A 24,089-nucleotide genomic window follows, 5' to 3' on the forward strand; every position below is an offset into this window, starting at 1 on the left:
CAAAGGAATGTCACGTGAACATCACGCACTGTTGCAGAACAAGGTCCCGGAAGTCACGATCGCGTTCTGGACAATCAAGATCCTGTCCACCACTGTCGGCGAAACGGGCGCCGACTATCTCGCCGTCCATGTCGGTCTGGGCACGACCGTAACGATAGCGATCATGCTGACGTTACTCGCTGCCGCGCTTGTCACTCAACTGAAGCAGCGAGCTTATGTTCCGTGGATATATTGGCTGACCGTGGTGCTGGTCAGTGTCGTCGGCACGCAACTGACCGACGTACTCACCGATGTTCTCGGTGTGAGCCTGTATGTCAGCACTGCCGTATTCGGCGTCCTGCTCGGCCTGATCTTCGAAATCTGGTACCGGAACGAAAAGACCCTCTCCATTCACACCATCGTGACGCGCAAGCGCGAACTGTTTTACTGGGCCGCGATCCTCGTCACTTTCGCGCTCGGGACGGCAGCCGGCGATCTTGCAACGGAAGCAATCGGCCTGGGGTTCAGTCTCGGCGTGCTGGTGTTCGGGTTTCTGCTTGTCATGATGGGCATGGCCGCTTACCTCGGCGCAAATCGCGTGTTGACGTTCTGGCTTGCCTACATCCTGACCCGACCTTTTGGCGCCTCGCTCGGTGATCTTCTCTCGCAATCCCGGGAATATGGCGGGATGGGTATGGGGACTATCGTTACCAGCGTCGTCTTTCTCTCGGTGATCGTCATTCTCGTCATCCTGCACACAGCAACGAGGACGCGGCACAGCAAGGCAAGCGCTACCTGAGCGACTTTACTCAAGCACGTCGTCTACAACATGGAGGTTTCAACAATGAAGAAGACCATTATCAAATCCGGACTTCTGATCGCAACGACCGCGGTCGTCATCGCAGGCCACTCGTTCACCGCGAATGTCCCTCAATGGGTCGCCGCGCTATCGCCTGTCTCGTCCGCCGATGCAGCGACAGAAACCTCGAAGCTGGGCGATCTTTCGAAGTTCCGCGTCATTGCTGCCGACACGTCGAAGCTGGTCGATGCAAACGACCTGACCGGCGCAAAGAAACGGATCAAGGATCTCGAAACAAGCTGGGACGATGCCGAGCCCGCGCTGAAGCCGCGAGCGGCCGCTGACTGGCACAAACTGGACAAGTCGATCGACGACGCGCTCGAAGCGCTGCGCGAAAGCTCGCCGAGCCAGGCAAAGTGCAAGAAGACGCTAACCGATCTTCTCGCGATGTTCGATCGCATGAGCGGAAAGGGCTGACGCAACCCGGTAAGCGCGCACCGCATCGACCTTAAGCGACTCTTAAGCTTTGCATCGAGAGAATGATCTTCGAAAAGCTGACGAGTCAGTGATCTCTCCCTTTAAGCCATCGATAAGCAAAGGATCGCGACAATCCAGCAATCTAGGAGAATTTGCGAAATGCGATTGTTGCTGGTGGAAGATGACGAGATGATCGGTGAGTCGGTTGCGACAACAATGCGGCACGCCGGTTACGCGGTCGATTGGGCGCGTGACGGGCGCGAAGCGGAGTTGTCGCTCAGTCACGATCTATACGATCTCGTCCTGCTTGATCTTGGATTGCCGAAAGCCGATGGAATCGACGTGCTTCGTCGCTATCGTCGTGACGGAGGAAGCGCGCCTGTCCTCATCCTGACGGCGCGCGACGCTGTCGAAAGCCGTATTGCAGGACTCGATGGCGGAGCAGACGACTATCTCGTCAAGCCGTTCGACGTGGATGAACTGGCGGCGCGGGTGCGTGCGCTGCTGCGTCGCCGCGCCGGACAAGGTAATCCAGTCTATTCACACGGAAACATCACACTCAACCCCGCGAGCCGGGAAGCGACGCTCAACGGTGAACCGCTCGCGCTGGGGCCGAGAGAATTCAGCCTGTTGCAGACACTTATCGAGGCGCCGACGCGCGTCTTTACCCGGTCGGAACTCGAAGACAAGTTGTACGGATGGGGCGATGAAATCAGCAGCAATGCGATCGAGGTGCATGTGCACGGCCTGCGTCGCAAGCTCGGCCCTACTCAGATCGTGACGGTGCGTGGCGTCGGATACCGCCTCATGCGATGCGAATGACATCGATCCGGCGGTGGCTGCTTGGATGGTTGATCGCCGGACTGGCTGTATCGACGTTGACCGCCGGCTACGCCATTTTCTATACGGCGCACGACGAAGCCAGCGAGTTGTTCGACTACGAGCTACGCACCGTGGCCGATTCGCTACCCACCGATATTCGTGCAACCGATGCCGCGCTCGCAAGAAAACCAGACTTCGAAGGTTTGTCGGAGGACCGCCTTTTCATCGAGGTCTGGAATCCGGAAGGCGGCAGCGTTTATAAATCACTGGGACGGGTTGATCTTCCGCGCTTTCCTGCCGGGCTCCGCACGATCGAACACGATGAATATCACTGGCGCGTGTACGGCACCCGGCAGGACGGCCGCTTCATTCAGATCGCACAACCGATATCGGTGCGCGAGGAACTCGCGCTACGGCTCGCCTTACGCACGCTGGCACCGCTGCTGCTGTTCATCCCGACTATTATCGCTATCGTCCTGTTCGTCGTTGGGAAAGGGCTGGCGCCGCTCTCGGAAATCTCGCGCGCATTAGCGAAGCGTTCATTCGATTCTCTTGCGCCTTTGCACCTCACCGAAGGCACGCCGGTCGAAATCACGCCATTGGTCGATGAATTGAACGACTTGCTGCATCGACTGGACGTTGCATCGCAAACGCAACGCACCTTTGTCGCCGATGCCGCGCACGAATTGCGTTCACCGCTGGCCGCGTTGAAGCTCCAGTTGCAATCTGCCGAGCTGGATGGATCGCTGGTTGGCAGCAAGCAAACCTTCGAGCGTATCGAGGGACGGTTGAATCGACTCATCCATCTCGTGAATCAACTGTTGACGCTCGCTCGTGAAGAAGCACAAACAGGCGGCCGATTCGAGCCGATCAACCTGCGCCGATTATGCGAGCGGGTAGTCGCAGATATTTCGCCACTCGCGGAGGCAAAACAGATCGACCTCGGCCTTGAGTTCAGCACACCGGCGAAACTGGATCAGCTATATCGAGTGAATGCAGAGCCCGGGGGAATTGAAGTGTTGCTGAACAATCTGATCGACAATGCGATTCGCTACACGCCAAAGGGCGGAAAGATAGATGTCGTTCTCAAGCGCGAGGGCGAGCAGATCAGCGTTGCGGTTTCCGACAGCGGACCTGGCATTCCAGACGAAGAGCGTGAGCGTGTGTTCGATCGCTTCTATCGCAGCACGGGCACCAAGGAACATGGCAGCGGTCTTGGCCTGGCGATCGCTTTAAAGATAGCGCAACGGCATCACGCAACGCTTTGGATGGCAAACAATGTCGATCGCTCTGGTTTGACTGTCACGCTTTCGGGACTTCATGCAGAGAGCGCTTGATGCCTGATAACGGGGAACAGCAGATCTGACGATTCTGGATCCGCGATATAAAAGGGATTGGTGGGCCGGGTGGGATTCGAACCCACGATGTCCTTTCGGAGGCGGATTATGAGTCCGCTGCCTGCAACCAGCACGGCGTCCGGCCCAACGATGCTTCGCGACGGAAGCGCGCGGGGAAACAACAATGAACAACGAGAAAGACCAACAAAAAGACCCGGTCTGAAGGCCGGGCCTGTTCGTCGATTGGCCGACATACTACACGAAAAAAGAGGCTTCCGGGATCGCTTCGCTGAACAAAGCGATCGGGAAGCCCCGGTATTGCGTACGAGCAGACTCGCTCAGTTTCCTTCGAGGAACGACTTCAGTTTGTCCGAACGGCTCGGGTGACGCAGCTTGCGCAGCGCCTTCGCCTCGATCTGACGGATACGCTCACGCGTGACGTCGAACTGTTTGCCGACTTCTTCGAGCGTGTGGTCCGTGCTCATTTCGATGCCGAAACGCATGCGCAGCACTTTCGCTTCGCGCGGCGTCAGCGAATCGAGCACGTCCTTCACGACATCGCGCATGCTCGCGTGCAGCGCGGCATCCGACGGCGCAACCGTGTTCGTGTCTTCGATAAAGTCGCCGAGATGCGAATCGTCGTCGTCGCCGATGGGCGTTTCCATCGAGATCGGCTCTTTCGCGATCTTCATGATCTTGCGGATCTTGTCTTCCGGCATCTCCATCTTCTCGGCCAGCGTCGCCGGATCCGGCTCGAGGCCCGTTTCCTGCAGAATCTGACGCGAAATGCGGTTCATCTTGTTGATCGTCTCGATCATGTGAACCGGAATACGGATGGTGCGCGCCTGGTCCGCGATCGAACGCGTGATGGCCTGACGAATCCACCACGTCGCGTACGTCGAGAACTTGTAGCCGCGGCGATATTCGAACTTGTCGACGGCCTTCATCAAACCGATGTTGCCTTCCTGGATCAGATCCAGGAACTGCAGACCGCGGTTCGTGTACTTCTTCGCGATCGAGATCACGAGACGCAAGTTCGCCTCGGTCATTTCGCGCTTCGCCTGACGCGCCTTCAGTTCGCCCGCCGCCATCTGACGGTTGGTTTCCTTCAGGTCCTTGAGCGGCAGCACGACGCGCGCCTGCAGGTCCAGCAGACGCTGCTGCTGTTCGCGGATAGCCGGCACGTTACGCGACAGGATCGCGCTGTACGCATGATTCTCGCCGACGATCTTGTCGGCCCATTCGAGATCCGTCTCGTTGCCCGGGAAGCGCGCGATGAATTCGGCGCGCGGCATGCCGCACTTGTCGACGACCGTATGCAGAATCTGACGCTCGACCTGACGCACTTCGTCCACCTGCGCGCGCAGCGTGTCGCACAGACGCTCCACCGTACGCGCGGTGAAGCGGATCATCATCAGTTCTTCCTGAATCGTTTCCTGAGCCTTCAGGTAAGACTTCGACTTGTAGCCTTCCTTTTCGAACGCGCGGCGCATCTTGTCGAACCATTCGCTGATCATCGCGAATTTTTCCAGCGACAGGCGTTTCAGTTCTTCGAGCTGGGCGGCGTTGGCCGTCGCTTGCGCGGAGCCATCGTCGTCTTCCTCTTCTTCCTCGTCGGCCTCTTCCTCTTCTTCGTCTTCGCTTTCGATCGCTTCGGCTTCCTGTTCGGAGAAGCCGTCGGTATCTTCGGCGTTCACGTCGATCAGGCCGTCGACGAGTTCGTCGATGCGGATCTCTTCGTTCGCGACGCGCTCAGCCATCGCGAGGATGTCGGCGATCGTGGTCGGGCACGCGGAGATGGCCATCACCATGTGCTTGAGGCCGTCTTCGATGCGCTTCGCGATTTCGATTTCGCCTTCGCGCGTGAGCAGTTCGACCGTGCCCATTTCGCGCATGTACATACGCACCGGGTCGGTCGTGCGGCCGAATTCGGAATCGACGGTGGACAGCGCGACTTCGGCTTCCTCTTCCACTTCGTCGTCCGACGAAGCGTTCGGCGCGTTGTCGTTCAGCAGCAGCGTTTCGGCATCCGGCGCCTGCTCGTAGACGGCGACACCCATGTCGTTGAACGTGCTGATGATCCCTTCGATCGCCTCGGTTTCCGTGAAGTTGTCCGGGAGGTGGTCGTTGATCTCGCCGTAGGTCAGGAAGCCACGCTCCTTGCCGAGCTTGATCAGCGCGCGCAGCTTCGAGCGACGCTCTTCAAGCTCCTCGACGGTGCCAGGCTGCGAAGACGCGAACGCGTCCTTGAGCAGCGCCTTCTCCTTTGCGCGGCGGTCGCGTGCCTTGGCCTTTTCGCCTTTGCCCGGAGCAGGGGTTGCTGCAGCTTCTTCGCTCTGGGATGCGTCGTCATCGACGGATACTTCGTTCAGCTTTTTCGTCATGGAGTTCGCCATACCGGCTGTAGTCTCGACTGCCGGCTGCTGGACAACAGCCGGTTGAACCGTGGATACCAAAGACTCGCGGGGAGCCGCATCGTCCTGCGCGACATCCGCTTCCCTTTCGCTACTGACTCCCTGCCGCTTCGCGACCGATGCCACCGACTTCGAGGTCACCGATGCCGCTCGCGCGGCCGAAGCGGTCGAGGCTTTTTTCCGGGCAACTGGCGTGGCGGTCTCGGCTGACGCTGTACGGGCGGAAGAACTGGACCTGGCTGCACTGACCTCACTGGTCTTGTTCGGCTCCTCGGAGCCCTTGCCTGTCGCCATTTTTCCGCCTGTAGTCTTTACCATTGCAATCGCCTTTTATCGCCTTTGCCTGGAGAAAAACAAAACCGCTGAAATCCTATAATTATAGCATTTGGGGTCTCAGCCCTTTCCGTTCACTGCCCGCGCTGACGCTTCATGTCGGCACGCGTCCTGTCCAGTTCCTGATACTCCCTGAGCTCCTCCGGAGTGAGGCTCGACTGGCGAGAGAGTTGAGTCAGCCGCTCGCTATATGCGTCATAGCGCATCTTCAGAATGGCTGCTTTCAATTCTTCCCCGGCGAGGCGCTCGTGTTCGCGGCGCTCTTCAACAACTGTGGCGTCTTCGGGATTCTTCAACAGCAGATCCCGGACGTTTTCATCATAGTCCAGAATTTCCCGGAAGATTTCCTCGAAGGTGGGGGCATTCGCCCCGTTTCGCAACAGGTCCGACAGCAACTGGAATTCGGCCGTGTCGCCGAGCCCGCGGGCATGCGTCGTCACTTCCTCGAACAGCTCGCTGTGTCGCGTGACGGCCAGCAGCGCCTTCTCTTCTTCCTCGTCCAGCACAGCGACGATGCGCGGGTGCATGACCAGATTGCGCAGCGCCCGCTGCTCCAGACCCGTGACGCTGCGCCGATCTTTGCGGGCAGGCGCGTTGCGTGCTACAGCGGCGATCCGCGCATCGACTTCGCATAGCGCCGCGACTTCCTCGAACGGCACGTCGAGCCGGTCAGCGAACATATGCATGATCTGCGCGCGCAACGCGTTGGCGGGCAGCATCTGCAGCAGCGGCTTCGCGTCGAACAGCGCGCGGGCGCGGCCTTCCGGCTGATCGAGTTCCTTGCCGGCCAGCACTTCATTCAGCAGGAACTGCGACAGCGGCATCGCGCGGCGCACCTGTTCCGCAAACGCTTGCGTGCCGAATTCGCGGACGTAGCTGTCGGGATCGTGTTCGGCCGGCAGGAACAGGAAGCGGATAGTGCGGTTGTCGGCGGCATGCGGCAGACAGGCATCGAGCGCGCGGCGCGCCGCACGCCGGCCCGCCGAGTCGCCGTCGAAGCTGAACACCACGGTATCCGTCTGCCGCATCAGTTTCTGCACATGAATCGGCGTGCAGGCGGTGCCGAGCGTCGCGACCGCGTTCTCGAAGCCCAACTGCGCCAGCGCCACCACGTCCATATACCCTTCGACGACCAGCACGTACTTCTGCTCGCGAATCGCGAGCCGCGCCTCGAACAGGCCGTACAGTTCGCTGCCTTTGTTAAATAAAGGCGTTTCGGGCGAATTCAAATACTTGGGCTCGCCACCGTCCAGCACGCGTCCGCCAAAGCCGATCACCTGGCCCTTCACGTTGCGGATGGGGAACATGACGCGCTCGCGGAAGCGGTCGTAGCGGCGGTTCTGACCCTGAGCGTCGGACTTCTCGCTGACGATCACGAGGCCCGATTCGACGAGCGCATCGTCCCGATAGTTGGGGAATGCGACTTCGAGATTCTGCCAGCCGTCGGGCGCGTAACCCAAGCCGAAGCGTTTCGCGATTTCGCCCGTGAGCCCGCGCTTTTTCAGGTACTGGATCGCGTTCGGCGCGCCGCGCAACTGCGCCTTGTAGAAATCGCTGGCCGTCAGCATGACGTCGGACAGCGCCGTCGTCACGGCTTTCGATACGGCCGGCGCGTAGCCTTCGCCGCCCGCGCCGCCCGAAACGCCGCCACGCATCGGCGAAGGTTCCTGCGGCACGGTCAGACCCACGGATTGCGCCAGGTCGTTGACGGCTTCGGGGAACGACAGCCCCGCGTGCTCCATCAGAAAGCCGATGGCCGTGCCGTGCGCGCCACAGCCGAAACAATGATAGAACTGCTTAGTCGGACTAACGGTGAACGAAGGGCTCTTTTCGTTGTGAAACGGGCAGAGTCCCATGAAGTTCGCGCCGCCCTTTTTCAGCTGCACGTACTTGCCGACCACGTCGACGATATCGACGCGGTTCAGCAGGTCTTGCAGGAAGGAATGCGGAATCACAGTGCAGACGCGGCCTTATAAGGGATGAGGCATGGGTGCGGACCGCACCCGGCCATGCGCGACGCCGGAACGGGCGCGCGCACGGCGAATGGCGATAACCGGCTTACTTCGACAGCGCGGCCTTGACCTGCGCGGACACGGCCGTCATGTCGGCCTTGCCGGCGAGTTTCGGCTTGAGCACGCCCATTACCTTGCCCATGTCCTGCGGGCCGGCGGCGCCGACTTGCGCGACGGCCGCCTGCACTTCGGCGGCGATTTCCGCGTCCGACAGCTGCTCGGGCATGTACGCGCTCAGCACGTCGAGCTCGGCTTTTTCCTTGTCGACGAGATCCGTGCGGCCAGCCGTTTCGAACTGGGCGATCGAATCCTTGCGCTGCTTGATCATCTTGTCGACGACAGCCGTGACGGCGGCGTCGTCCAGTTCCACGCGATCGTCGACTTCACGCTGCTTGATGGCAGCGAGCAGCAGACGGATCGTGCCGAGACGCTCGGTTTCGCGTGCGCGCATCGCTGCTTTCATATCGTCGTTGATTCGGACCTTGAGACTCATCGTTCACCTGAATGCATGGAGGTTTGAAAAACGGGTGAAGACGCGGTGCAGAGCGCAAAAACCCGCTTGGGATGATTCCTCAAGCGGGTTAGTGCCAAATACGCGATGAACCGTGCATCTGGATGCGGCCTTACGGAGCCGATTACCGCAAGCGCCGGCCAGCTCCCGCGCCGTCACCTTGTGTGAGCCGCCGCTTTCGCTGGAAACAGTGTGCGAGAGCCACGACTTCACGTTGAATCAGTAAAACTTCTTGGGCAGTTGCTGGCTGCGCAGACGCTTGAAATGCCGCTTTACCGCCGCTGCCTTCTTTCGTTTTCGCTCGGATGTCGGCTTCTCGTAAAACTCGCGCGCACGGAGTTCGGTCAGCAACCCGTTCTTTTCAATCGTGCGCTTGAAGCGGCGCATCGCGACTTCAAAAGGCTCGTTTTCTTTTACGCGGATAGTCGTCATCTTTCAATAACGGAGCGTGGCAAAGATTGGAAAGTATAGCAGCTGTTTCGCACAATCGTATGACACTGTCAAGCCCTGAATACAAGGCTGTGCGGCCCTCCGCGCACGGCTACGCGGCACCCGCGAATTCCGCCGCCGCCTGCCCCGCCGCGACGCCCGACGCCCACGCCCACTGGAAGTTGTAGCCGCCCAGCCAGCCCGTCACATCGACGGCCTCGCCGATGAAATAGAGGCCCGGCACGCGGGCGCTCATCATCGTCGCCGACGACAGCTCGCGCGTATCGACACCGCCGCGCGTCACCTCGGCCTTCTTGTAGCCCTCGGTGCCGTTCGGCGTGAGCGTCCAGCGCGACAGCGCCTCGCCGACGCGGCGCAGTGCCTTGTCGGGAAGATCGGCGAGACGCGCGTCGGCGGGCACGCCATGCGTCTGCAGCCAGACGTGCGCGAGGCGCGTCGGCACCCATTCGGCGAGCAGGCTGCCGATCTGGCGCTTCGTCGTGCTCTTCGCCTCCAGCAGCGCGTCGATGGCGTCCCGCTCGGGCAGCAGATTGATGTGCACGGGCTCGCCCGGCTGCCAGTAGCTCGAAATCTGCAGCACGCCGGGGCCCGACAGCCCGCGATGCGTCAGCAGCAGATCCTCGACGAACTCGCCGCCCGTCTTCTTCGCGCCCGTCGCCAGATGCACTTCCAGCGATACGCCCGACAGCTCCGAGAACGGCTGCCAGTCGGCGGCGGCGAAGGTGAGCGGCACGAGCGCGGGGCGCGTGTCGATCAGTTTGTGGCCGAACTGTTTGGCGACGCGGTAGCCGAAATCGGTCGCACCGATCTTGGGAATGGACAGCCCGCCCGTCGCGATCACGAGCGCGCGTGCGCGGATCGGCCCGGCGTGGGTATCGAGCACGAAGCCGTCGGAGTCGGCGTGGCGCACCTGTTCGACGGCGAGCGGCCGACGCCACGCGATGTTGCCGGCGTCGCACTCGCTCTTGAGCACGTCGATGACGGCGTCGCTCGACTGGTCGCAGAACAGCTGGCCTTTGTGCTTCTCGTGCCACGTCACGCGATACTGCTTGAGCAGCGCCATGAAATCGCGCGGCGTGTAGCGCGCCAGCGCGGAACGGCAGAAATGCGGATTCGCCGACAGATAGTTGGCGGGACCGGCGTACAGATTCGTGAAGTTGCAGCGGCCGCCGCCCGAGATGCGGATTTTCTCGGCGAGCCGCTGCGCGTGGTCGATCAGCACGACGCGGCGGCCGAGCTGCCCCGCCACCGCTGCGCACATCATGCCCGCCGCGCCCGCGCCGATTACGGCGATATCGAAGGATTCCATGGGGCAGCATTGTAACCGGCGCGTCCGGCGGCGCTTTGCCCGCGCTGCTATACTTTCAGGTTCCTTTTTGATGTTTCGGGCGGCATTTCAGGCACCCGATCGGCGGTCGAAATCATGCTCGTTCTCGGCATAGAAAGTTCTTGCGACGAAACTGGCCTCGCGCTCTACGACACGGAACGCGGCCTGCTTGCGCACGCGCTGCATTCGCAGATCGCGATGCATCGCGAGTACGGCGGTGTCGTGCCCGAACTGGCGTCGCGCGACCATATCCGGCGCGCGCTGCCGCTGCTCGAAGAAGTGCTGGAGCGTTCGGACTGCAAGCGCGGCGACATCGACGCGATCGCGTACACGCAGGGTCCGGGGCTCGCGGGCGCGTTGCTGGTGGGCGCGAGCATCGCCAATTCGCTGGCGATGGCGTGGGACAAGCCGACCATCGGCATTCATCATCTGGAAGGGCATTTGCTGTCGCCGCTGCTGGTCGACGCGCCGCCGCCGTTTCCGTTCGTCGCGCTGCTCGTGTCGGGCGGACATACGCAGTTGATGCGCGTGACGGATGTCGGCGTCTACGAGACGCTGGGCGAAACGCTCGATGATGCCGCGGGCGAGGCCTTCGATAAAACCGCCAAGCTGCTCGGGCTTGGGTATCCGGGCGGGCCGGAAGTATCGCGGATGGCGGAATTCGGCACGCCGGGCGCCGTCGTGCTGCCGCGTCCCATGCTGCATTCCGGCGACCTCGATTTCAGTTTCAGCGGGCTGAAGACGGCTGTGCTGACGCAGATGAAGAAGATGGGCAGCAATGTCTGCGAGCAGGCCAAGGCGGATCTCGCGCGGGGTTTCGTCGATGCAGCCGTCGAGGTGCTGGCCGCCAAGTCGTTGGCGGCTTTGAAGAAAACGAAGCTCAAGCGGCTCGTGGTGGCGGGTGGTGTTGGTGCCAACCGGCAGTTGCGGGAGGCTTTGTCTTCTGCCGCGAAGAAGCGCGGGTTTGATGTGCATTATCCGGATCTGTCGCTGTGTACGGATAATGGGGCGATGATTGCTCTCGCCGGTGCGTTGAGGTTGAAGCGCTGGCCCGCGCAGGCTGTTAGTGATTATGCTTTTACCGTTAAGCCTCGATGGGACTTGGCGTCACTTTGTGAGTGACGGTTTTTTTGCTTTGCGGTGGCGTCCGCGATTTCATGTCGGTTTGCTAGCGTCGCCCCTGTGCGGGGCGGCACCTACTTTTCTTTGCAGCGGCAAAGAAAAGTAGGCAAAAGAAAGCCGCTCACACCGCCAATTCTTGTGTTTACCTGCGGGCCCTCAACGGGTCCCGCACTCCACGCGGCATCGCACTTTTTCATGCGCGTTGCCAGCGTCTTTAACAGGCGCATCACCCACTTCAATCGCTCGTAAAACAGCCAGCGGCAGCGACTCGTCTGCGCCGCCCAGGTGGCAAACTGTGTGTCGGTTGGCGCACCGCATGCGTTGGCGCTTCTACGACACCGATCCGCTTTTCAGTCCGGAGTGGTGCATTTCCGTCGCGACGGCCTACACACCGTTTGCCACCTGGGCGGCCGTGGACTTTCTGGTAACGCAATTCGTGACGCGGGCATTCGAAGCGGGTGAGGCGTGCAGTTAGCACGCTGGCAACGGGCACGAAAAAGTGTATTGCCGCACGAAGGACGGAGACGTTGAGAGCCCCTGGGCGAATACAAGAATTAGCGGTGTGAGCGGCTTTCTTTTGCCTACTTTTCTTTGCCGCTGCAAAGAAAAGTAGGTGCCGCCCCGCACAGGGGCGACGCTAGCAGACCGATAACAAAACGCGGATGCCAGCGAAAAAAAACTTAAACCGAGCGCTTATCGCGCTCAACCACAGCATAAGCACTGTGATTATGAATAGACTCGAAGTTCTCAGCTTCGAGCACATAAGCAACGATCCGCTGATCGGAATTCAACCGCTGCGCAACATCGCGCACCAGGTCTTCAACAAATTTAGGATTCTCATAAGCGCGCTCAGTCACGAACTTCTCATCGGGCCGCTTGAGCAGACCCCACAGCTCGCAAGAAGCCTCTTCCTCGGCGATACGAATCAGATCCTCGACAGGCACGTCGTCGATCAACTCGGCTTTGATCGTCACATGCGAACGCTGATTGTGCGCGCCATATTGCGAGATCTTCTTCGAGCACGGGCACAGGCTCGTCACAGGCACCAGCACCTTCAGAAACAACCGCGTCGCGCCGTCGCGTGAATCGGCCATCAACGTCACTTCGTAGTCCAGCAGACTCTGCACGCCCGACACAGGCGCCGTCTTGTTGACGAAATACGGGAACGACACTTCGATGCGGCCCGCCGACGCTTCGAGCTTCTCCAGCATCGACGCGAGCATCGCGCGGAACACCGACGAATCCAGCGGCGCCTTGTTCTCCTCGAGCAGCGCCACGAAGCGCGACATATGCGTGCCCTTCACTTCGGCGGGCAGATGGACGTCGAGATTCCACGTGCCGACGGTCGGCTGCACGTTGCCGTCCGGCGTGCGAACCGTCAACGGATGACGCACCGCCTTCACGCCGACCCGCTGAATCGGAATCTGGCGAGTGTCGAGCGTGCTCTGCACGTCGGGCATCACGAAGGCGGGGTTCATCTGGTTCATGTTCTTATCCTCAACTTGCAGCGCGAATCGACGCGCAAAATGACAACCGCCGGCTTGCGCCGGCGGAGCCCGACGGGTACGCGACCCGCCGATTCATATTGGAGTAGATGCCGCGAGCCGCTGTTCCGTTCCGGGCGGCCCGCTCAATCTTAAGCGACGCGTTTCACCGACTTGCCGCTTGCGTGCTCCACAAATCGCTCACGGATGGACTTCGCGATGCCCACAGCGTCCAGACCGCACGACGCCAGCAGCTTGGCGGGATCTCCGTGATCGATGAAGCGATCGGGAAGGCCCAATTGTAGTACGGGTCGGATAACCCCACTCTCCATCATGGCTTCCACGCACGCCGAACCGGCGCCGCCCATCACGCAGCCTTCTTCGATCGTGACGATCGCGTCGTGCGTTTCGGCCAGTTCGCGCACCAGATCGGCGTCGATCGGCTTCACGAAACGCATGTTGGCGACCGTTGCGTCCAGTTGCTCCGCCGCCGCGAGCGACGGCGCGACCATCGTGCCGAACGCGAGAATCGCGATGCGCTTGCCGGCAGGCTGCGTCGACTGGCGGCGAATTTCGCCCTTGCCGAGCGGCAGTGCAGCCATCTGCTTGACGGTCGCGACACCCGTGCCCGCGCCGCGCGGATAACGCACGGCCGTCGGGTTCGGCTGCTGCAGTGCCGTGTACAGCATCTGGCGACATTCGTTTTCGTCCGACGCCGCCATGATCGTCATGTTCGGGATGCAGCGCATGAACGCGAGATCGTAGGCGCCGGCATGCGTCGCGCCGTCCGCGCCGACGAGACCCGCGCGATCGATTGCGAACACAACGGGCAGATTCTGCAACGCGACGTCGTGGATCAGCTGGTCATACCCGCGTTGCAGGAACGTCGAGTAGATCGCGACCACCGGCTTCATGCCTTCCGTCGCGAGGCCGCCCGCGAACGTCACCGCGTGCTGCTCGGCGATGCCGACGTCGTAATAGCGATCCGGGAAGCGCTTTTCGAACTCGACCATGCCCGAGCCTTCGCGCATCGCCGGCGTGATGCCGACCACGCGCGAATCCAGCTCGGCCGCGTCGCACAGCCATTCGCCGAACACTTGCGTGTAGGTCTTCTTGGCAGGCGTCGTCGACGGCTTGATGCCTTCGGCGGGGTTGAACTTGCCCGGACCGTGGTACAGAACGGGATCGGCTTCGGCCAGCTTGTAGCCCTGGCCCTTCTTCGTCACGACGTGCAGGAATTGCGGACCGCGCAGTTCCTTGATGTTCTGCAGCGTCGGAATCAGCGAGTCGAGATCGTGGCCGTCGATCGGTCCGATGTAGTTGAAGCCAAACTCTTCGAACAACGTAGCCGGCACGATCATGCCCTTCGCGTGTTCTTCGAGCTTGCGCGCGAGGTCGAGCACGGGCGGCGCATGGCGCAGCACGCGTTCGACGCCTGCGCGCGCCGCCGCGTAGAAGCGGCCCGACATCAGGCGCGCGAGATGGCGATTCAGCGCGCCAACGGGCGGCGAAATCGACATGTCGTTGTCGTTGAGGATGACCAGTAGCGGCACGTCGTCTTCGACGCCGGCGTTGTTCATCGCCTCGAAGGCCATGCCCGCCGTCATCGCGCCGTCGCCGATCACGGCGATCGCGAAGCGGTCGTCGCCGCGCAGCTTGCTGCCGATCGCCATGCCGAGCGCCGCCGAAATCGACGTGCTCGAATGCGCGGTGCCGAACGTGTCGTACGGCGATTCGTCGCGTTTAGGAAAGCCCGAGATGCCGCCGAGCTGGCGCAGCGTCGACATCTGGTCGCGGCGGCCCGTCAGAATCTTGTGAGGATAGGTCTGGTGACCCACGTCCCAGACGATGCGGTCGCGCGGCGTTTCGAACACATAGTGCAGCGCGATCGTCAGTTCGACCGTGCCGAGGTTGGACGACAGGTGGCCGCCCGTCTGCGACACGCTGTCGAGCACGAAGGCACGCAACTCGTCTGCAAGCGGTTGCAACTGGCGGCGATCAAGGCGGCGCAGGTCCGCGGGGTCGTCAATGGTTTTCAGCAAGTCGTACATCGTCGTTCCATTGTAGGAAAACTTACGCGCCCGCACTTCATTCGCGCACACCCGAAGAGTCTTGTGCGGGCGGCGGGCTTTCGCGTTACTACATCAGCTGACCCGGTTCACCACGAGGTCAGCCAGCTCGGCGAGCCGCTGCGCGCGGGCGCCGAAGGGTGCGAGGGCATCGTGCGCATCGCTGCGCAGTTGCGCAGCCAGCGTGCGCGAAGCGTCGAGCCCGATAATCGACACGTAGGTCGGCTTGCCGTCCTTCGCGTCCTTTCCAGCCGTTTTGCCGAGCGTCGCGGAATCGGTCGTGACGTCGAGAATGTCGTCGACGACCTGAAATGCGAGGCCCACGGCAGCAGAATAGGCGTCCAGCGCTTCGAGCGCCTTCGTATCCGGCCCACCGTTGTCCAATTGGCCCGTCAGCGCGCCCATGCGCACGGCCGCGCGCAGCAGCGCGCCCGTCTTCAGACGGTGCATCGTTTCGAGCTGCGGACGCGTCAGCGAATGACCGACGCTCGCCAGATCGATCGCCTGGCCGCCCGCCATGCCGATCGAGCCGCTCGCCAGCGCCAGTTCGCGCACCAGCGCGGCCTGCTGCACGGGCGAGAACACATCCGATGTCAGCGCAACGAAAGCCTGCGATTGCAGCGCGTCGCCGACCAGCAGCGCCGTCGCTTCGTCATATTTGACGTGTACCGTGGGCTTGCCGCGGCGCAGATCGTCATCGTCCATGCAGGGCATGTCGTCGTGCACGAGCGAATAGACGTGGATCATCTCCAGCGCCGCCGACGCCGCGTCGAGGCATTCGGCCTTCGCGCCCGTCAGTTCGCCCGCAGCGTGGCACAGCAACGGGCGAACCCGCTTGCCGCCGCCCAGCACGGCGTAACGCATCGCTTCATGCAGCTTTGCAGGCTCGATCGATTCGGCCGGCAAGTATTGTTCGAGTGCGCTCTCTACCCGGTCCAGCACCGAGCGCATCCATTGTTCGAAGGTCATAGATCGTCTCCGCTGTCGCCAGCGGTTGTACCTGCAGTGTTCACGGGAAGCGGCTTGAGCGTCTCGCCATCAAGGACACGCACCTGCTGCTCCACTTTCTCGAGCTGTTGCTGGCAGAACGCCACGAGCACGGCGCCGCGCCGGTAAGCCGCCAGCGACTCTTCCAGATTGAGGCTGCCGCCCTCCATGCGCCCGACGAGCCCTTCCAGTTCCGCCAGCGCCGCCTCGTAGCTCTCGGGCAGCGGTGTGTTGTCGGAACCTTCCGCGCTGGTGGGGGACAAACCAGCCGTATCGGTGGAAGCCGTTTTCGCCATGAATCGTCGCAAAATTAAAACAAGTCGGACATTCTACGGCAAAAGGAACATTTCCGACCTGTAAGCGCACCAGGGGGTACTGGCGCGACGCTTGCGCAACACTTCGGACGATAGAAAAAAATCTAACGTTTGCACGTCGAAATCGCGAACTTCCGCGACATTTTTAACCCAAATCAGGCACTTAGTCGCCCCAAGGAGGGGGAAACAGGTATAATCGCGGGCTCCCTAAATCGAATCTTCGATGGTTGGGTTGTTCACTGCTTTCACGTCTTCATCGGGAGTGGGAATGTCCAATCTGAGCAATGCATTGCAGCTCAAGGCTATTCACAGCCAGCTGCCAGTCACGGCTTACTTTGACCAGGCGCTTCACCAGCGCGAACTCGAAACCCTTTTCAAGAAAGGTCCTCGCTACGTCGGGCACGAACTCATGGTTCCCGAAGCGGGTAACTATTTCGCCTTGCCCAGCGAACGTGAGGGGCGCGTGCTCGTTCGCAACCAGCAGTCGCAGATCGAATTGCTGTCGAACGTGTGCCGCCATCGTCAGGCGATCATGCTGAACGGACGCGGGCAGACGGAGAACATCGTCTGTCCTCTGCACCGCTGGACCTACGACCTGAACGGCCAGTTGCTCGGCGCGCCGCATTTCGCCGACAACCCTTGCCTGAATCTCGGCGCCACGCAGCTGCAAAGCTGGAACGGTCTGCTGTTCGAATCGCAGGGACGCGACGTCGCGAAAGATCTGGCGCGCCTCGGAACGGCGAAACACTTCGACTTCTCGGACTACATGTTCGATCACGTCGAAGTACACGAGTGCAACTACAACTGGAAGACCTTCATCGAGGTCTATCTGGAGGACTACCACGTCGTGCCGTTCCATCCGGGCCTCGGCAGCTTCGTCAATTGCGACGACCTGAAGTGGGAGTTCGGCGACTGGTACAGCGTGCAGACGGTCGGCGTGCACAACGAGCTCGCGCGTCCGGGCAGCCCGACGTATCGCAAGTGGCACGACGAAGTGCTGCGCTACCGCGAAGGCAAGATGCCCGAGTTCGGCGCGATCTGGATGGTGTACTACCCGGGCATCATGATCGAGTGGTATCCGCATGTGCTCGTCGTGTCGTGGCTGATTCCGCGCGGCCCGCAACAGACGACCAATGTCGTCGAGTTCTATTACCCTGAAGAAATCGCGCTGTTCGAGCGCGACTTCGTCGAGGCCGAGCGCGCCGCCTACATGGAAACGGCACGTGAAGACGACGAGATCGCCGAGCGTATGGACGCCGGTCGACGCGCGCTGCTGGACCGTGGCGAATCGCAGGTCGGCCCGTACCAGAGTCCGATGGAAGACGGCATGCAGCACTTTCACGAGTTCCTGCGTCGCGAACTCGGCACGATCTGACGCACCTGGCCAAACGGCTAAGAACGAGGAAAGACGGGCTTCGGCCCTAATGCCGTTCAGTTAAGGTCTCTTTTGAGGAACCGAACGGTATAGCGAAACGGTCTGGATTTGACGGCCCGAGCGCAACTGCGCCCGGGCCGTTTGTCGTTGGGAAGTTGCTTGAGCCGCTCGCGCAGGCGCCTGAGCAGCGCTGGCAGTTTGCCGTACGAGCGCGTCACGGCCGCCCACGTCATTTCGTACTGAATGGTGCGAAACGCGCGGATGAAGCTCAGCTCGTCGGGTGCGTGCCGGGCGTCGAGTGCCGCCCTGGCCATCTCCAGGCGAATCAGGTTATAGGCGATCAGAGCCCCCCAGAACTCCTGATAGACACCTTGTACGGTCTGGCTGCGAAGGGTCAGTTCCATGCCCAGCATCGACTGCTTCAGTTCATGGTAGCTGGTCTCGATCTGCCAGCGACGCTCGTAGCACGACACAATGTCAGCCGCCTTGAAACGCCTTCGATCAGTCAGGGACGTGAGCAATGTCCGTTGCCGGCCACGTGCATCGACGGCCAGCACGGCGCGCGCCTGCCAGAATTCGGGCAGCTCGGGGCATTTCGTGCGGGCCTGCGGCGACACACGCATGCGCACGATCTGGTCACCGTCGCACCCGCTCACGACCCAGATTGCACAGGATCTGGGCCGACAGGAACCCCTTATCAAAAACGGTAATGGAGTTGTCTGGCACACGAGGGATGAGCTCACGCGCCCAGATCATCTCATTGATATCGTAAGGGCCGAACCCGGCATCACACACCAGATGCGTCGCCAGGGCGGTGAGCGTGACCGCGCGCAGTTGGGGATAGCTGCCCACCCGACCGTGAGCGGCAGCCGAGGCGCCGAAATGCCTGCGGTTGGCGACACTGTCGGTGGTTCGCAGCGTCGTGCCATCCATCGCGAATAGCGAGAATCCCTTGAACAGGTACTTCGCCTGATCCTGCGCGATCCAGTTCCGGGCCGATTCATGAAACAGCCACGCCAGGGGGGCGGCGCCGATACGCTGCCGCGCCTGGGCGATGGCGCTCTTGCTGACAAATGACGCATCGGGTGCGGGTAGCGCAAGGTCCAGTTCATCGACGACCTCGCTGATCGACTGGTGCCGATACAACGCCAGCGCAATCACTAGCCACACGACCTGCTGTGCGGGTAGCCGACGCCGACGCACGCTGGCACTGCCACTGGCCTGCACCGCATACTCGATCCATTTGTACGGCAGATGCTGGCCTAGCCGGTCCCAATCGAGCGGCGGCTGTGATTCAACAAGGAGGCGCAAATCATCGACCAGCATGGCGATGAAAGTTAACATCGCCACGCCGCGTTTACAACCAATTCGAGCTACCAATAAAAATGCCGTTCAGTCGCTTAACTGAACGGCATTAGGGCTTCGGCCCGTCTTTTTTGTTTAGACTAGAGATATCGTTCGGCGCAGCCGAAGCCAGTCTCTCAGGAGCCGTCATGCCACACACTCACTACACCACGCTGATCTCCGCAGGCAATCTCGCCGAACGTCTCGCCGCCGCACCCGGCAGCGTGTTCATCGCCGATTGCCGTTTCGACCTCGTCGACACTGAAGCGGGCGAGAAAGCCTATGCGGCCGGTCATCTGCCGCAAGCACATTACTTTCATCTCGACCGCGATCTGTCCGGCGCGAAGACGGGCAGCAACGGACGTCATCCGTTGCCGGACCGGCAGACGCTGATCAACCGGCTCGTCGCGCTCGGTCTCAAGCAAGGCCAGCAGGTTGTCGCGTATGACGCGCAAGGTGGCATGTACGCCGCGCGTTTGTGGTGGCTGCTGCGCTGGCTGGGTCACGATTCCGTCGCGCTGCTCGACGGCGGCCTGCAGGCCTGGGAAGCGGCCGGACAGCCGTTGACGCAAGACGCGCCGCCCACGGCGGCGGGCGACTTCAAGGCAGGCGCTCCGCTTGCCGTGACCGTCGATGCACAGGCTGTCGAGCGCAACATCGGCACCAAAGAGCGCGTGGTAATCGACGCGCGTGCGGCCGATCGCTATCGCGGCGAGAACGAGACGCTGGATCGCGTCGGCGGGCATATTCCCGGCGCGCGCAACCGCTTCTTCAAGGACAACCTGACCGCGGACGGCCGCTTCAAGTCTGCTCACACGCTGCGCGACGAGTTCAACGCGGTGATTCCCGCGGGCGTGTCGGCCGAGCACGTCGTCCTGCAATGCGGCTCGGGCGTGACTGCTTGCCACAATGCGCTCGCGATGGAGATCGCCGGCATGCATGGCGCGGCGTTGTATCCGGGATCCTGGAGCGAATGGAGTTCGGACACGGCGCGGCCAGTGGCAACGGGCGCCAATCCGTAATACGTAGTAGCGCTTGCGCGGCACGGGCATCACGCGAATGCCCGCGCCGCGCAAAAGCAGAAGCAACTAGCACAAACCATCAAACGCGCTGCATCATCTCCCGCGCCCAGACAACGGCTGCGCGTCCCGGCGCAACACCCGTCACCTTCACGCGTTCAGCGAGTTCGAACACTCGCGGTCCGATCTGCGCGACCTCGTCGAGCACGGCCTGCTTGTCGGCCGAACCCAGGTATTCGCGCACGCAGCTGATAATCCCGCCCGCGTTCACGAGAAAATCCGGCGCGTAGAAGATGCCGCGCCGATGCAGCATGTCGCCCTCGGCCAGCGACATCAGCTGATTGTTCGCCCCGCCCGCGATCACCTTGAACTGGCAGTTCGCCGCGACGGTTTCCGTGATCGAGCCGCCTAGCGCGCACGGCGCGAACACGTCGGCATTCACGGATGCGATGCGTGCGATATCCGCGACCTGCGCGCCGAACATCTGCTGCGCGCGCTCCGTCTTGCCTGCGTCGATATCCGACACGATCAGCTCCGCGCCCGCGCGATGCAGTCTCTCGCACAGATCCCAACCCACCGAGCCCAGGCCCTGTACGGCCACAGAGATACCGTCGAGCGAGTCGCGGCCGAGCGCGACCTGCACCGCCGCCTTCAGGCCGACGAACACGCCATAAGCCGTGCGCGGCGACGGGTTGCCGCCATACACATCGTTATCGCGCGGAATGCCGCTCACGTACGGCGTTTCGCTCTGCACGGCGCGCATGTCGTCGGCGGTCGTGCCGACGTCTTCGGCCGTCAGATAGACGCCGCCGAGTGACTGCACGAGCCGGCCGAACGCCTTGAACAGCGCCACGCGATCCATCTGCTCCGGACGCTTCAGGATCACCGCCTTGCCGCCGCCGAACGGCAGACCGGCGAGCGCATTCTTGAAGGCCATCCCTTGCGACAGACGCAGCGCATCGTGATACGCCTCGTACTCCGATGCGTACTGCCAGTAGCGGCAGCCGCCGAACGCCGGGCCGCGCGCCGTGCTGTACACGGCGATCACGGCTTGCAGGCCGGAGTCGGCGTCGCTCGCCACGACAATGCGTTCGTGGGCCGGTTCGCCGTGAAGCCCGAAAAGCGTTCCAGCGAAATTTGTCGTCAGTCGGTCCATCTCGTTCCTTCCTTGTGGGCAGGCAGTTGAGTCCGCGCGAAGCGATCGCTTCGCGCAAGCTGGCCGCATGTCATCCGGGTCGCGAATGCACACGGCTGAAGGTTCGGTGCCGCCGCACGCGCGCGGCACCCTGTAGCAAAAGTGTATGTGGCCAAATCTGGATTTTCGTTCTGTTAATCTGGCAATACGGTCGTCATGGCAGAATAATCGACCATCAAATCGCTACATCAAAAGACGAATCGTCTGCAACGGAGACTGCATGAAACTGGACGCCACCGATCAGCGGATCTTGCGCGAACTGCGCAACGACGGACGTCTGTCGAACGCGAAGCTGGCCGAACGCGTCGGCCTGTCGGCGACGCCGTGCTGGAACCGCGTGCGCGCGCTCGAAGAAGCGGGGGTGATCGAAGGATACGCGGCGCTGCTGAATCAGAAGGCGCTCGGCCTGCCGGATACGGTGATCATCGAGGTGAAGCTCGCGAAGCACGACGAACGGACGCTCGACCGCTTCGGCGAAGCGCTCGCCGATCTGCCCGAGGTCGTCGAGGCGTTTCTGGTGTCGGGGGAATACGACTATCTGATCAAGGTCGCCGTCGCCGGCACGGAAGGCTACGAGTCGTTCTTGCGACGCAAGCTGTATCGCCTGCCCGGCTTTCAGGACAGCCGCTCGATCTTCGCGCTGCGCTGCCTCAAACGCTCGGTATCCGTCGAACCTTGAAGGCGTTCACGCCGTGAGCGGCTGCTCGTCGAAAAGCCTCGGCTTGCCGAAGTAAAACCCTTGCATCGCCGTGCAGCCGAGTCCGCGCAGCACGTTCGCCTGCGCTTCCGTCTGCACGCCTTCCGCCACGCAGGTCAATTCGAGCGAACGGCACAGCTCGACAATGCTGCGTACGATGTCCTGCGCCGCCGGATCGTCGTCGATGCGATCGAGAAAGCCGCGGTCGATCTTGATCTTGTCCAGCGGCAGCCGATGAATGCACGTGAGGCTCGAATAGCCAGTGCCGAAATCGTCGAGCGAGATATGCGCGCCGAGCCGTTTGAAGGCCTCGAGCGAAGCGGACGCCTGCTCGAAATCCTGGATGACGGCCGTCTCCGTCACTTCGAACGTCAGGCGCTTTGGCTCGACGCCACTTTCGCGGACGATCGCCGTGATATTCGCGACCGCGTCGGCCGAACCGATATCGCGCGCCGACAGATTGAACGCAACGCGCACAGCCGGATCGCATTCGCGCATCGTTGCGAGCACCTTGCGCAGCAGCGCGACCGTCACCGTGTGAATGAAATCGCTGCGTTCGGCGACCTTGATGAACAGCGACGGCGGCACGGCACCCAGCGTCGGACTGTCCCATCGCGCGAGCGCTTCGTACGACACGATCCGCTCGCGGACCACATCGACGATCGGCTGAAAATGCAGCGTCATTTCGCGCTCCAGGTCCGCCTGCCGCAGCGCCTGTTCGATCTGTCCAAGCTCGCGGATCTGCTTCTCATGTTCCGACGAGAAAATCGTTGTGCCGCCGCGCCGATGTTCCTTGGCGAAGTACAACGCGTAATCCGCGCGCTCGAACAGTTGCGCCGGCGACAGACCCGCATCCGGATAAATCGCAAAACCGAGCGAGCCCGACAGCCGCGCCGTCGCGCCGGGCCACGCATACGGCGCGCGAAGCGTCTCGCAGATCGCCGCGCCGATCGCACGAAGATCCTGCGGCTCGCGCACGTCCGTCACGAGCAGACCGAACTCGTCGCCACCCAGACGCGCCAACCGGATGCGCGGTCCCGACATTTCGAGCAGCCGCCGCCCCACTTCTTCGAGCACGCGGTCGCCCGCGCCGTGGCCGTACAGATCGTTGACCTGTTTGAAGCCGTCGAGATCGATCACGCCGACGGCAAAGCGCCTGCCTTCAGCCTCCGATGTTTGAAAAAGCGCGTCGAGATCGGCGAGAAAACGCCGGCGGTTCGGCAGCCCGGTCAGATTGTCGAGATTGGCGAGACGCGAGTTTTCGTCGCTCAGGCGTTGCAGCTCCGACTGCTTCGCCTGCAATGCGTGCTTCGAGGCAACGAGCGTCGCGAAGTCGCGATAGTAGGTGAGCAGAACGAAGATCATCGCGACAGCGACGAGCAGCATGTTGATCGCAATCGCGACGAGCACCGCGTTGTGCGTCAACGAAAAGAATAGCGAGAACGGCACGATCACGACGGCCGTCAGCAGCAACGCGGCCTTGCGCATGTGCATCAGGCAGAAGATGCAGCCAATCACCGTAATCGACATGTAGAAGGCGACGTGCGCGCGCGCGTACGGGTCGCCATACGGAAAGAGCAGCAATCCCCAGCCCGTGAAGATTACGCCCAGCAGCGCGATCAGCCAGACCGTGGTCTTGAGCCGCGATGCGACTTCTTCGTCCGTCAGCGACGCGAGGTGTTGTCTGCGCCGCACCCACACGACGAGTCGCACGGCGCACGCCGAGCACATCGCCGCGGGCAGCCAGATGGCGAGCCACGCGGGCGCGATGTCCGCGTGCGTGACGGCGACCGCGATGCTGTTGATCACGAGGATCACGTACAGCAACGGCAATTGCCGCGAAAACGCGTCGAACTGCGAGCGCGAGAGCGCGGCCTGTTCGGCCGGATCAGTACGAAACGATGCGGGATCCTGCGGGCGAATCATGGCTCGGCGGCGTAAAAGGGTCGGCAAGTCCGGAGGCACCGCCCGTCGATAGTTCTGGCTGCGAAAGGCGGCGACGTCTGTCGCGCTCCTGCTTTT

The 24,089-nt window shown here is 61.9% G+C and carries 21 protein-coding genes, 1 tRNA gene and 1 pseudogene; 10 read left to right on the forward strand and 13 right to left on the reverse strand.

The features are described 5' to 3' along the window. Positions 1-7: 7 nt before the first annotated feature. The 4 genes from QEN71_RS15160 to QEN71_RS15175 all read left to right on the forward strand — a co-directional run bounded on the left by QEN71_RS15160 (position 8) and on the right by QEN71_RS15175 (position 3,414). The gene (locus QEN71_RS15160; protein ID WP_201651231.1) at positions 8-778 is read left to right on the forward strand and encodes a COG4705 family protein; all 771 of its coding nucleotides are present in this window, start codon (positions 8-10) and stop codon (positions 776-778) included. Positions 779-823: 45 nt separating this feature from the next. Beyond that, a complete protein-coding gene (locus QEN71_RS15165) occupies positions 824-1,255 on the forward strand; it encodes a hypothetical protein (protein WP_201651232.1) in 432 nt (143 codons plus the stop codon). A gap of 159 nt (positions 1,256-1,414) precedes the next feature. Further along, on the forward strand, positions 1,415-2,077 hold the full coding sequence (locus tag QEN71_RS15170; RefSeq protein WP_201651233.1) for a response regulator: 663 nt from the start codon (positions 1,415-1,417) through the stop codon (positions 2,075-2,077). Further along, complete coding sequence (locus QEN71_RS15175) at positions 2,074-3,414, forward strand: sensor histidine kinase (RefSeq protein ID WP_201651234.1); 1,341 nt, start codon at positions 2,074-2,076, stop codon at positions 3,412-3,414. Before QEN71_RS15170 ends, QEN71_RS15175 begins: the two co-directional genes overlap by 4 nt. A 58-nt stretch (positions 3,415-3,472) precedes the next feature. Here QEN71_RS15175 and QEN71_RS15180 read toward each other — a convergent pair. After that, positions 3,473-3,560: transfer RNA gene (locus QEN71_RS15180), tRNA-Ile, on the reverse strand. Positions 3,561-3,752: 192 nt separating this feature from the next. After that, positions 3,753-5,798, reverse strand: coding sequence for an RNA polymerase sigma factor RpoD (rpoD, locus tag QEN71_RS15185; RefSeq protein ID WP_223957066.1), 2,046 nt, complete (start codon positions 5,796-5,798; stop codon positions 3,753-3,755). 61 nt (positions 5,799-5,859) lie between these two features. Between rpoD and QEN71_RS15190 the strand changes: the two genes are divergently transcribed. Further along, complete coding sequence (locus tag QEN71_RS15190; protein ID WP_223957065.1) at positions 5,860-6,204, forward strand: hypothetical protein; 345 nt, start codon at positions 5,860-5,862, stop codon at positions 6,202-6,204. Between the two features lie 31 nt (positions 6,205-6,235). On the opposite strand, the gene dnaG is transcribed toward QEN71_RS15190, so the two are convergent. The 4 genes from dnaG to QEN71_RS15210 all read right to left on the reverse strand — a co-directional run bounded on the left by dnaG (position 6,236) and on the right by QEN71_RS15210 (position 10,443). Continuing rightward, complete coding sequence (gene dnaG / locus QEN71_RS15195; RefSeq protein ID WP_201651236.1) at positions 6,236-8,116, reverse strand: DNA primase; 1,881 nt, start codon at positions 8,114-8,116, stop codon at positions 6,236-6,238. Positions 8,117-8,219: 103 nt separating this feature from the next. Next, the gene (locus QEN71_RS15200; RefSeq protein ID WP_201651237.1) at positions 8,220-8,666 is read right to left on the reverse strand and encodes a GatB/YqeY domain-containing protein; all 447 of its coding nucleotides are present in this window, start codon (positions 8,664-8,666) and stop codon (positions 8,220-8,222) included. Between the two features lie 237 nt (positions 8,667-8,903). Next, complete coding sequence (gene rpsU, locus QEN71_RS15205) at positions 8,904-9,116, reverse strand: 30S ribosomal protein S21 (RefSeq protein ID WP_012403240.1); 213 nt, start codon at positions 9,114-9,116, stop codon at positions 8,904-8,906. 109 nt (positions 9,117-9,225) lie between these two features. Continuing rightward, positions 9,226-10,443, reverse strand: coding sequence for a BaiN/RdsA family NAD(P)/FAD-dependent oxidoreductase (locus tag QEN71_RS15210; RefSeq protein ID WP_201651238.1), 1,218 nt, complete (start codon positions 10,441-10,443; stop codon positions 9,226-9,228). Between the two features lie 114 nt (positions 10,444-10,557). On the opposite strand from QEN71_RS15210, the gene tsaD reads away from it, so the two are divergent. Together tsaD and QEN71_RS15220 are read left to right on the forward strand one after the other, a co-directional pair. Further along, positions 10,558-11,583, forward strand: a complete 1,026-nt coding sequence (gene tsaD, locus QEN71_RS15215; RefSeq protein WP_201651239.1) for a tRNA (adenosine(37)-N6)-threonylcarbamoyltransferase complex transferase subunit TsaD — start codon at positions 10,558-10,560, stop codon at positions 11,581-11,583. A gap of 316 nt (positions 11,584-11,899) precedes the next feature. Next, on the forward strand, positions 11,900-12,058 hold the full coding sequence (locus QEN71_RS15220) for a hypothetical protein (RefSeq protein WP_201651240.1): 159 nt from the start codon (positions 11,900-11,902) through the stop codon (positions 12,056-12,058). Between the two features lie 205 nt (positions 12,059-12,263). Here QEN71_RS15220 and folE2 read toward each other — a convergent pair whose 3' ends face one another. The 4 genes from folE2 to QEN71_RS15240 form a co-directional block, all read right to left on the reverse strand. Further along, positions 12,264-13,070, reverse strand: a complete 807-nt coding sequence (folE2, locus tag QEN71_RS15225) for a GTP cyclohydrolase FolE2 (RefSeq protein WP_201651241.1) — start codon at positions 13,068-13,070, stop codon at positions 12,264-12,266. 149 nt (positions 13,071-13,219) lie between these two features. After that, entirely contained in the window at positions 13,220-15,118 is a 1,899-nt protein-coding gene (gene dxs, locus QEN71_RS15230; protein WP_201651242.1) for a 1-deoxy-D-xylulose-5-phosphate synthase, read from the reverse strand. A gap of 93 nt (positions 15,119-15,211) precedes the next feature. Next, positions 15,212-16,105 (reverse strand): polyprenyl synthetase family protein, encoded by an 894-nt coding sequence (locus QEN71_RS15235; RefSeq protein ID WP_201651243.1) that lies wholly within the window; start codon positions 16,103-16,105, stop codon positions 15,212-15,214. After that, positions 16,102-16,419, reverse strand: coding sequence for an exodeoxyribonuclease VII small subunit (locus tag QEN71_RS15240; RefSeq protein WP_201651244.1), 318 nt, complete (start codon positions 16,417-16,419; stop codon positions 16,102-16,104). Before QEN71_RS15240 ends, QEN71_RS15235 begins: the two co-directional genes overlap by 4 nt. A 286-nt stretch (positions 16,420-16,705) precedes the next feature. Between QEN71_RS15240 and QEN71_RS15245 the strand changes: the two genes are divergently transcribed. Beyond that, positions 16,706-17,812 carry an aromatic ring-hydroxylating oxygenase subunit alpha gene (locus QEN71_RS15245; protein WP_201651245.1) on the forward strand — a complete coding sequence of 369 codons (1,107 nt, stop codon included), beginning with the start codon at positions 16,706-16,708 and terminating at the stop codon, positions 17,810-17,812. A 56-nt stretch (positions 17,813-17,868) separates the two neighbouring features. Here the strand turns inward: QEN71_RS15245 and QEN71_RS15250 are convergent. Continuing rightward, positions 17,869-19,138, reverse strand: a pseudogene (locus tag QEN71_RS15250) (IS4 family transposase). 167 nt (positions 19,139-19,305) lie between these two features. Here QEN71_RS15250 and QEN71_RS15255 point away from each other — a divergent pair. Continuing rightward, entirely contained in the window at positions 19,306-20,178 is an 873-nt protein-coding gene (locus QEN71_RS15255) for a sulfurtransferase (RefSeq protein WP_201648663.1), read from the forward strand. Positions 20,179-20,257: 79 nt separating this feature from the next. Here QEN71_RS15255 and QEN71_RS15260 read toward each other — a convergent pair whose 3' ends face one another. Continuing rightward, entirely contained in the window at positions 20,258-21,331 is a 1,074-nt protein-coding gene (locus QEN71_RS15260) for a Leu/Phe/Val dehydrogenase (RefSeq protein ID WP_201648662.1), read from the reverse strand. A 259-nt stretch (positions 21,332-21,590) separates the two neighbouring features. Between QEN71_RS15260 and QEN71_RS15265 the strand changes: the two genes are divergently transcribed. Next, on the forward strand, positions 21,591-22,049 hold the full coding sequence (locus QEN71_RS15265; RefSeq protein WP_007745325.1) for an Lrp/AsnC family transcriptional regulator: 459 nt from the start codon (positions 21,591-21,593) through the stop codon (positions 22,047-22,049). A gap of 6 nt (positions 22,050-22,055) precedes the next feature. Here QEN71_RS15265 and QEN71_RS15270 read toward each other — a convergent pair whose 3' ends face one another. Beyond that, positions 22,056-23,993, reverse strand: coding sequence for a putative bifunctional diguanylate cyclase/phosphodiesterase (locus QEN71_RS15270; protein ID WP_201648661.1), 1,938 nt, complete (start codon positions 23,991-23,993; stop codon positions 22,056-22,058). Positions 23,994-24,089: the final 96 nt, after the last annotated feature.

This window comes from Paraburkholderia sabiae, from assembly GCF_030412785.1.
Classification (GTDB): Bacteria; Pseudomonadota; Gammaproteobacteria; order Burkholderiales; family Burkholderiaceae; genus Paraburkholderia; species Paraburkholderia sabiae.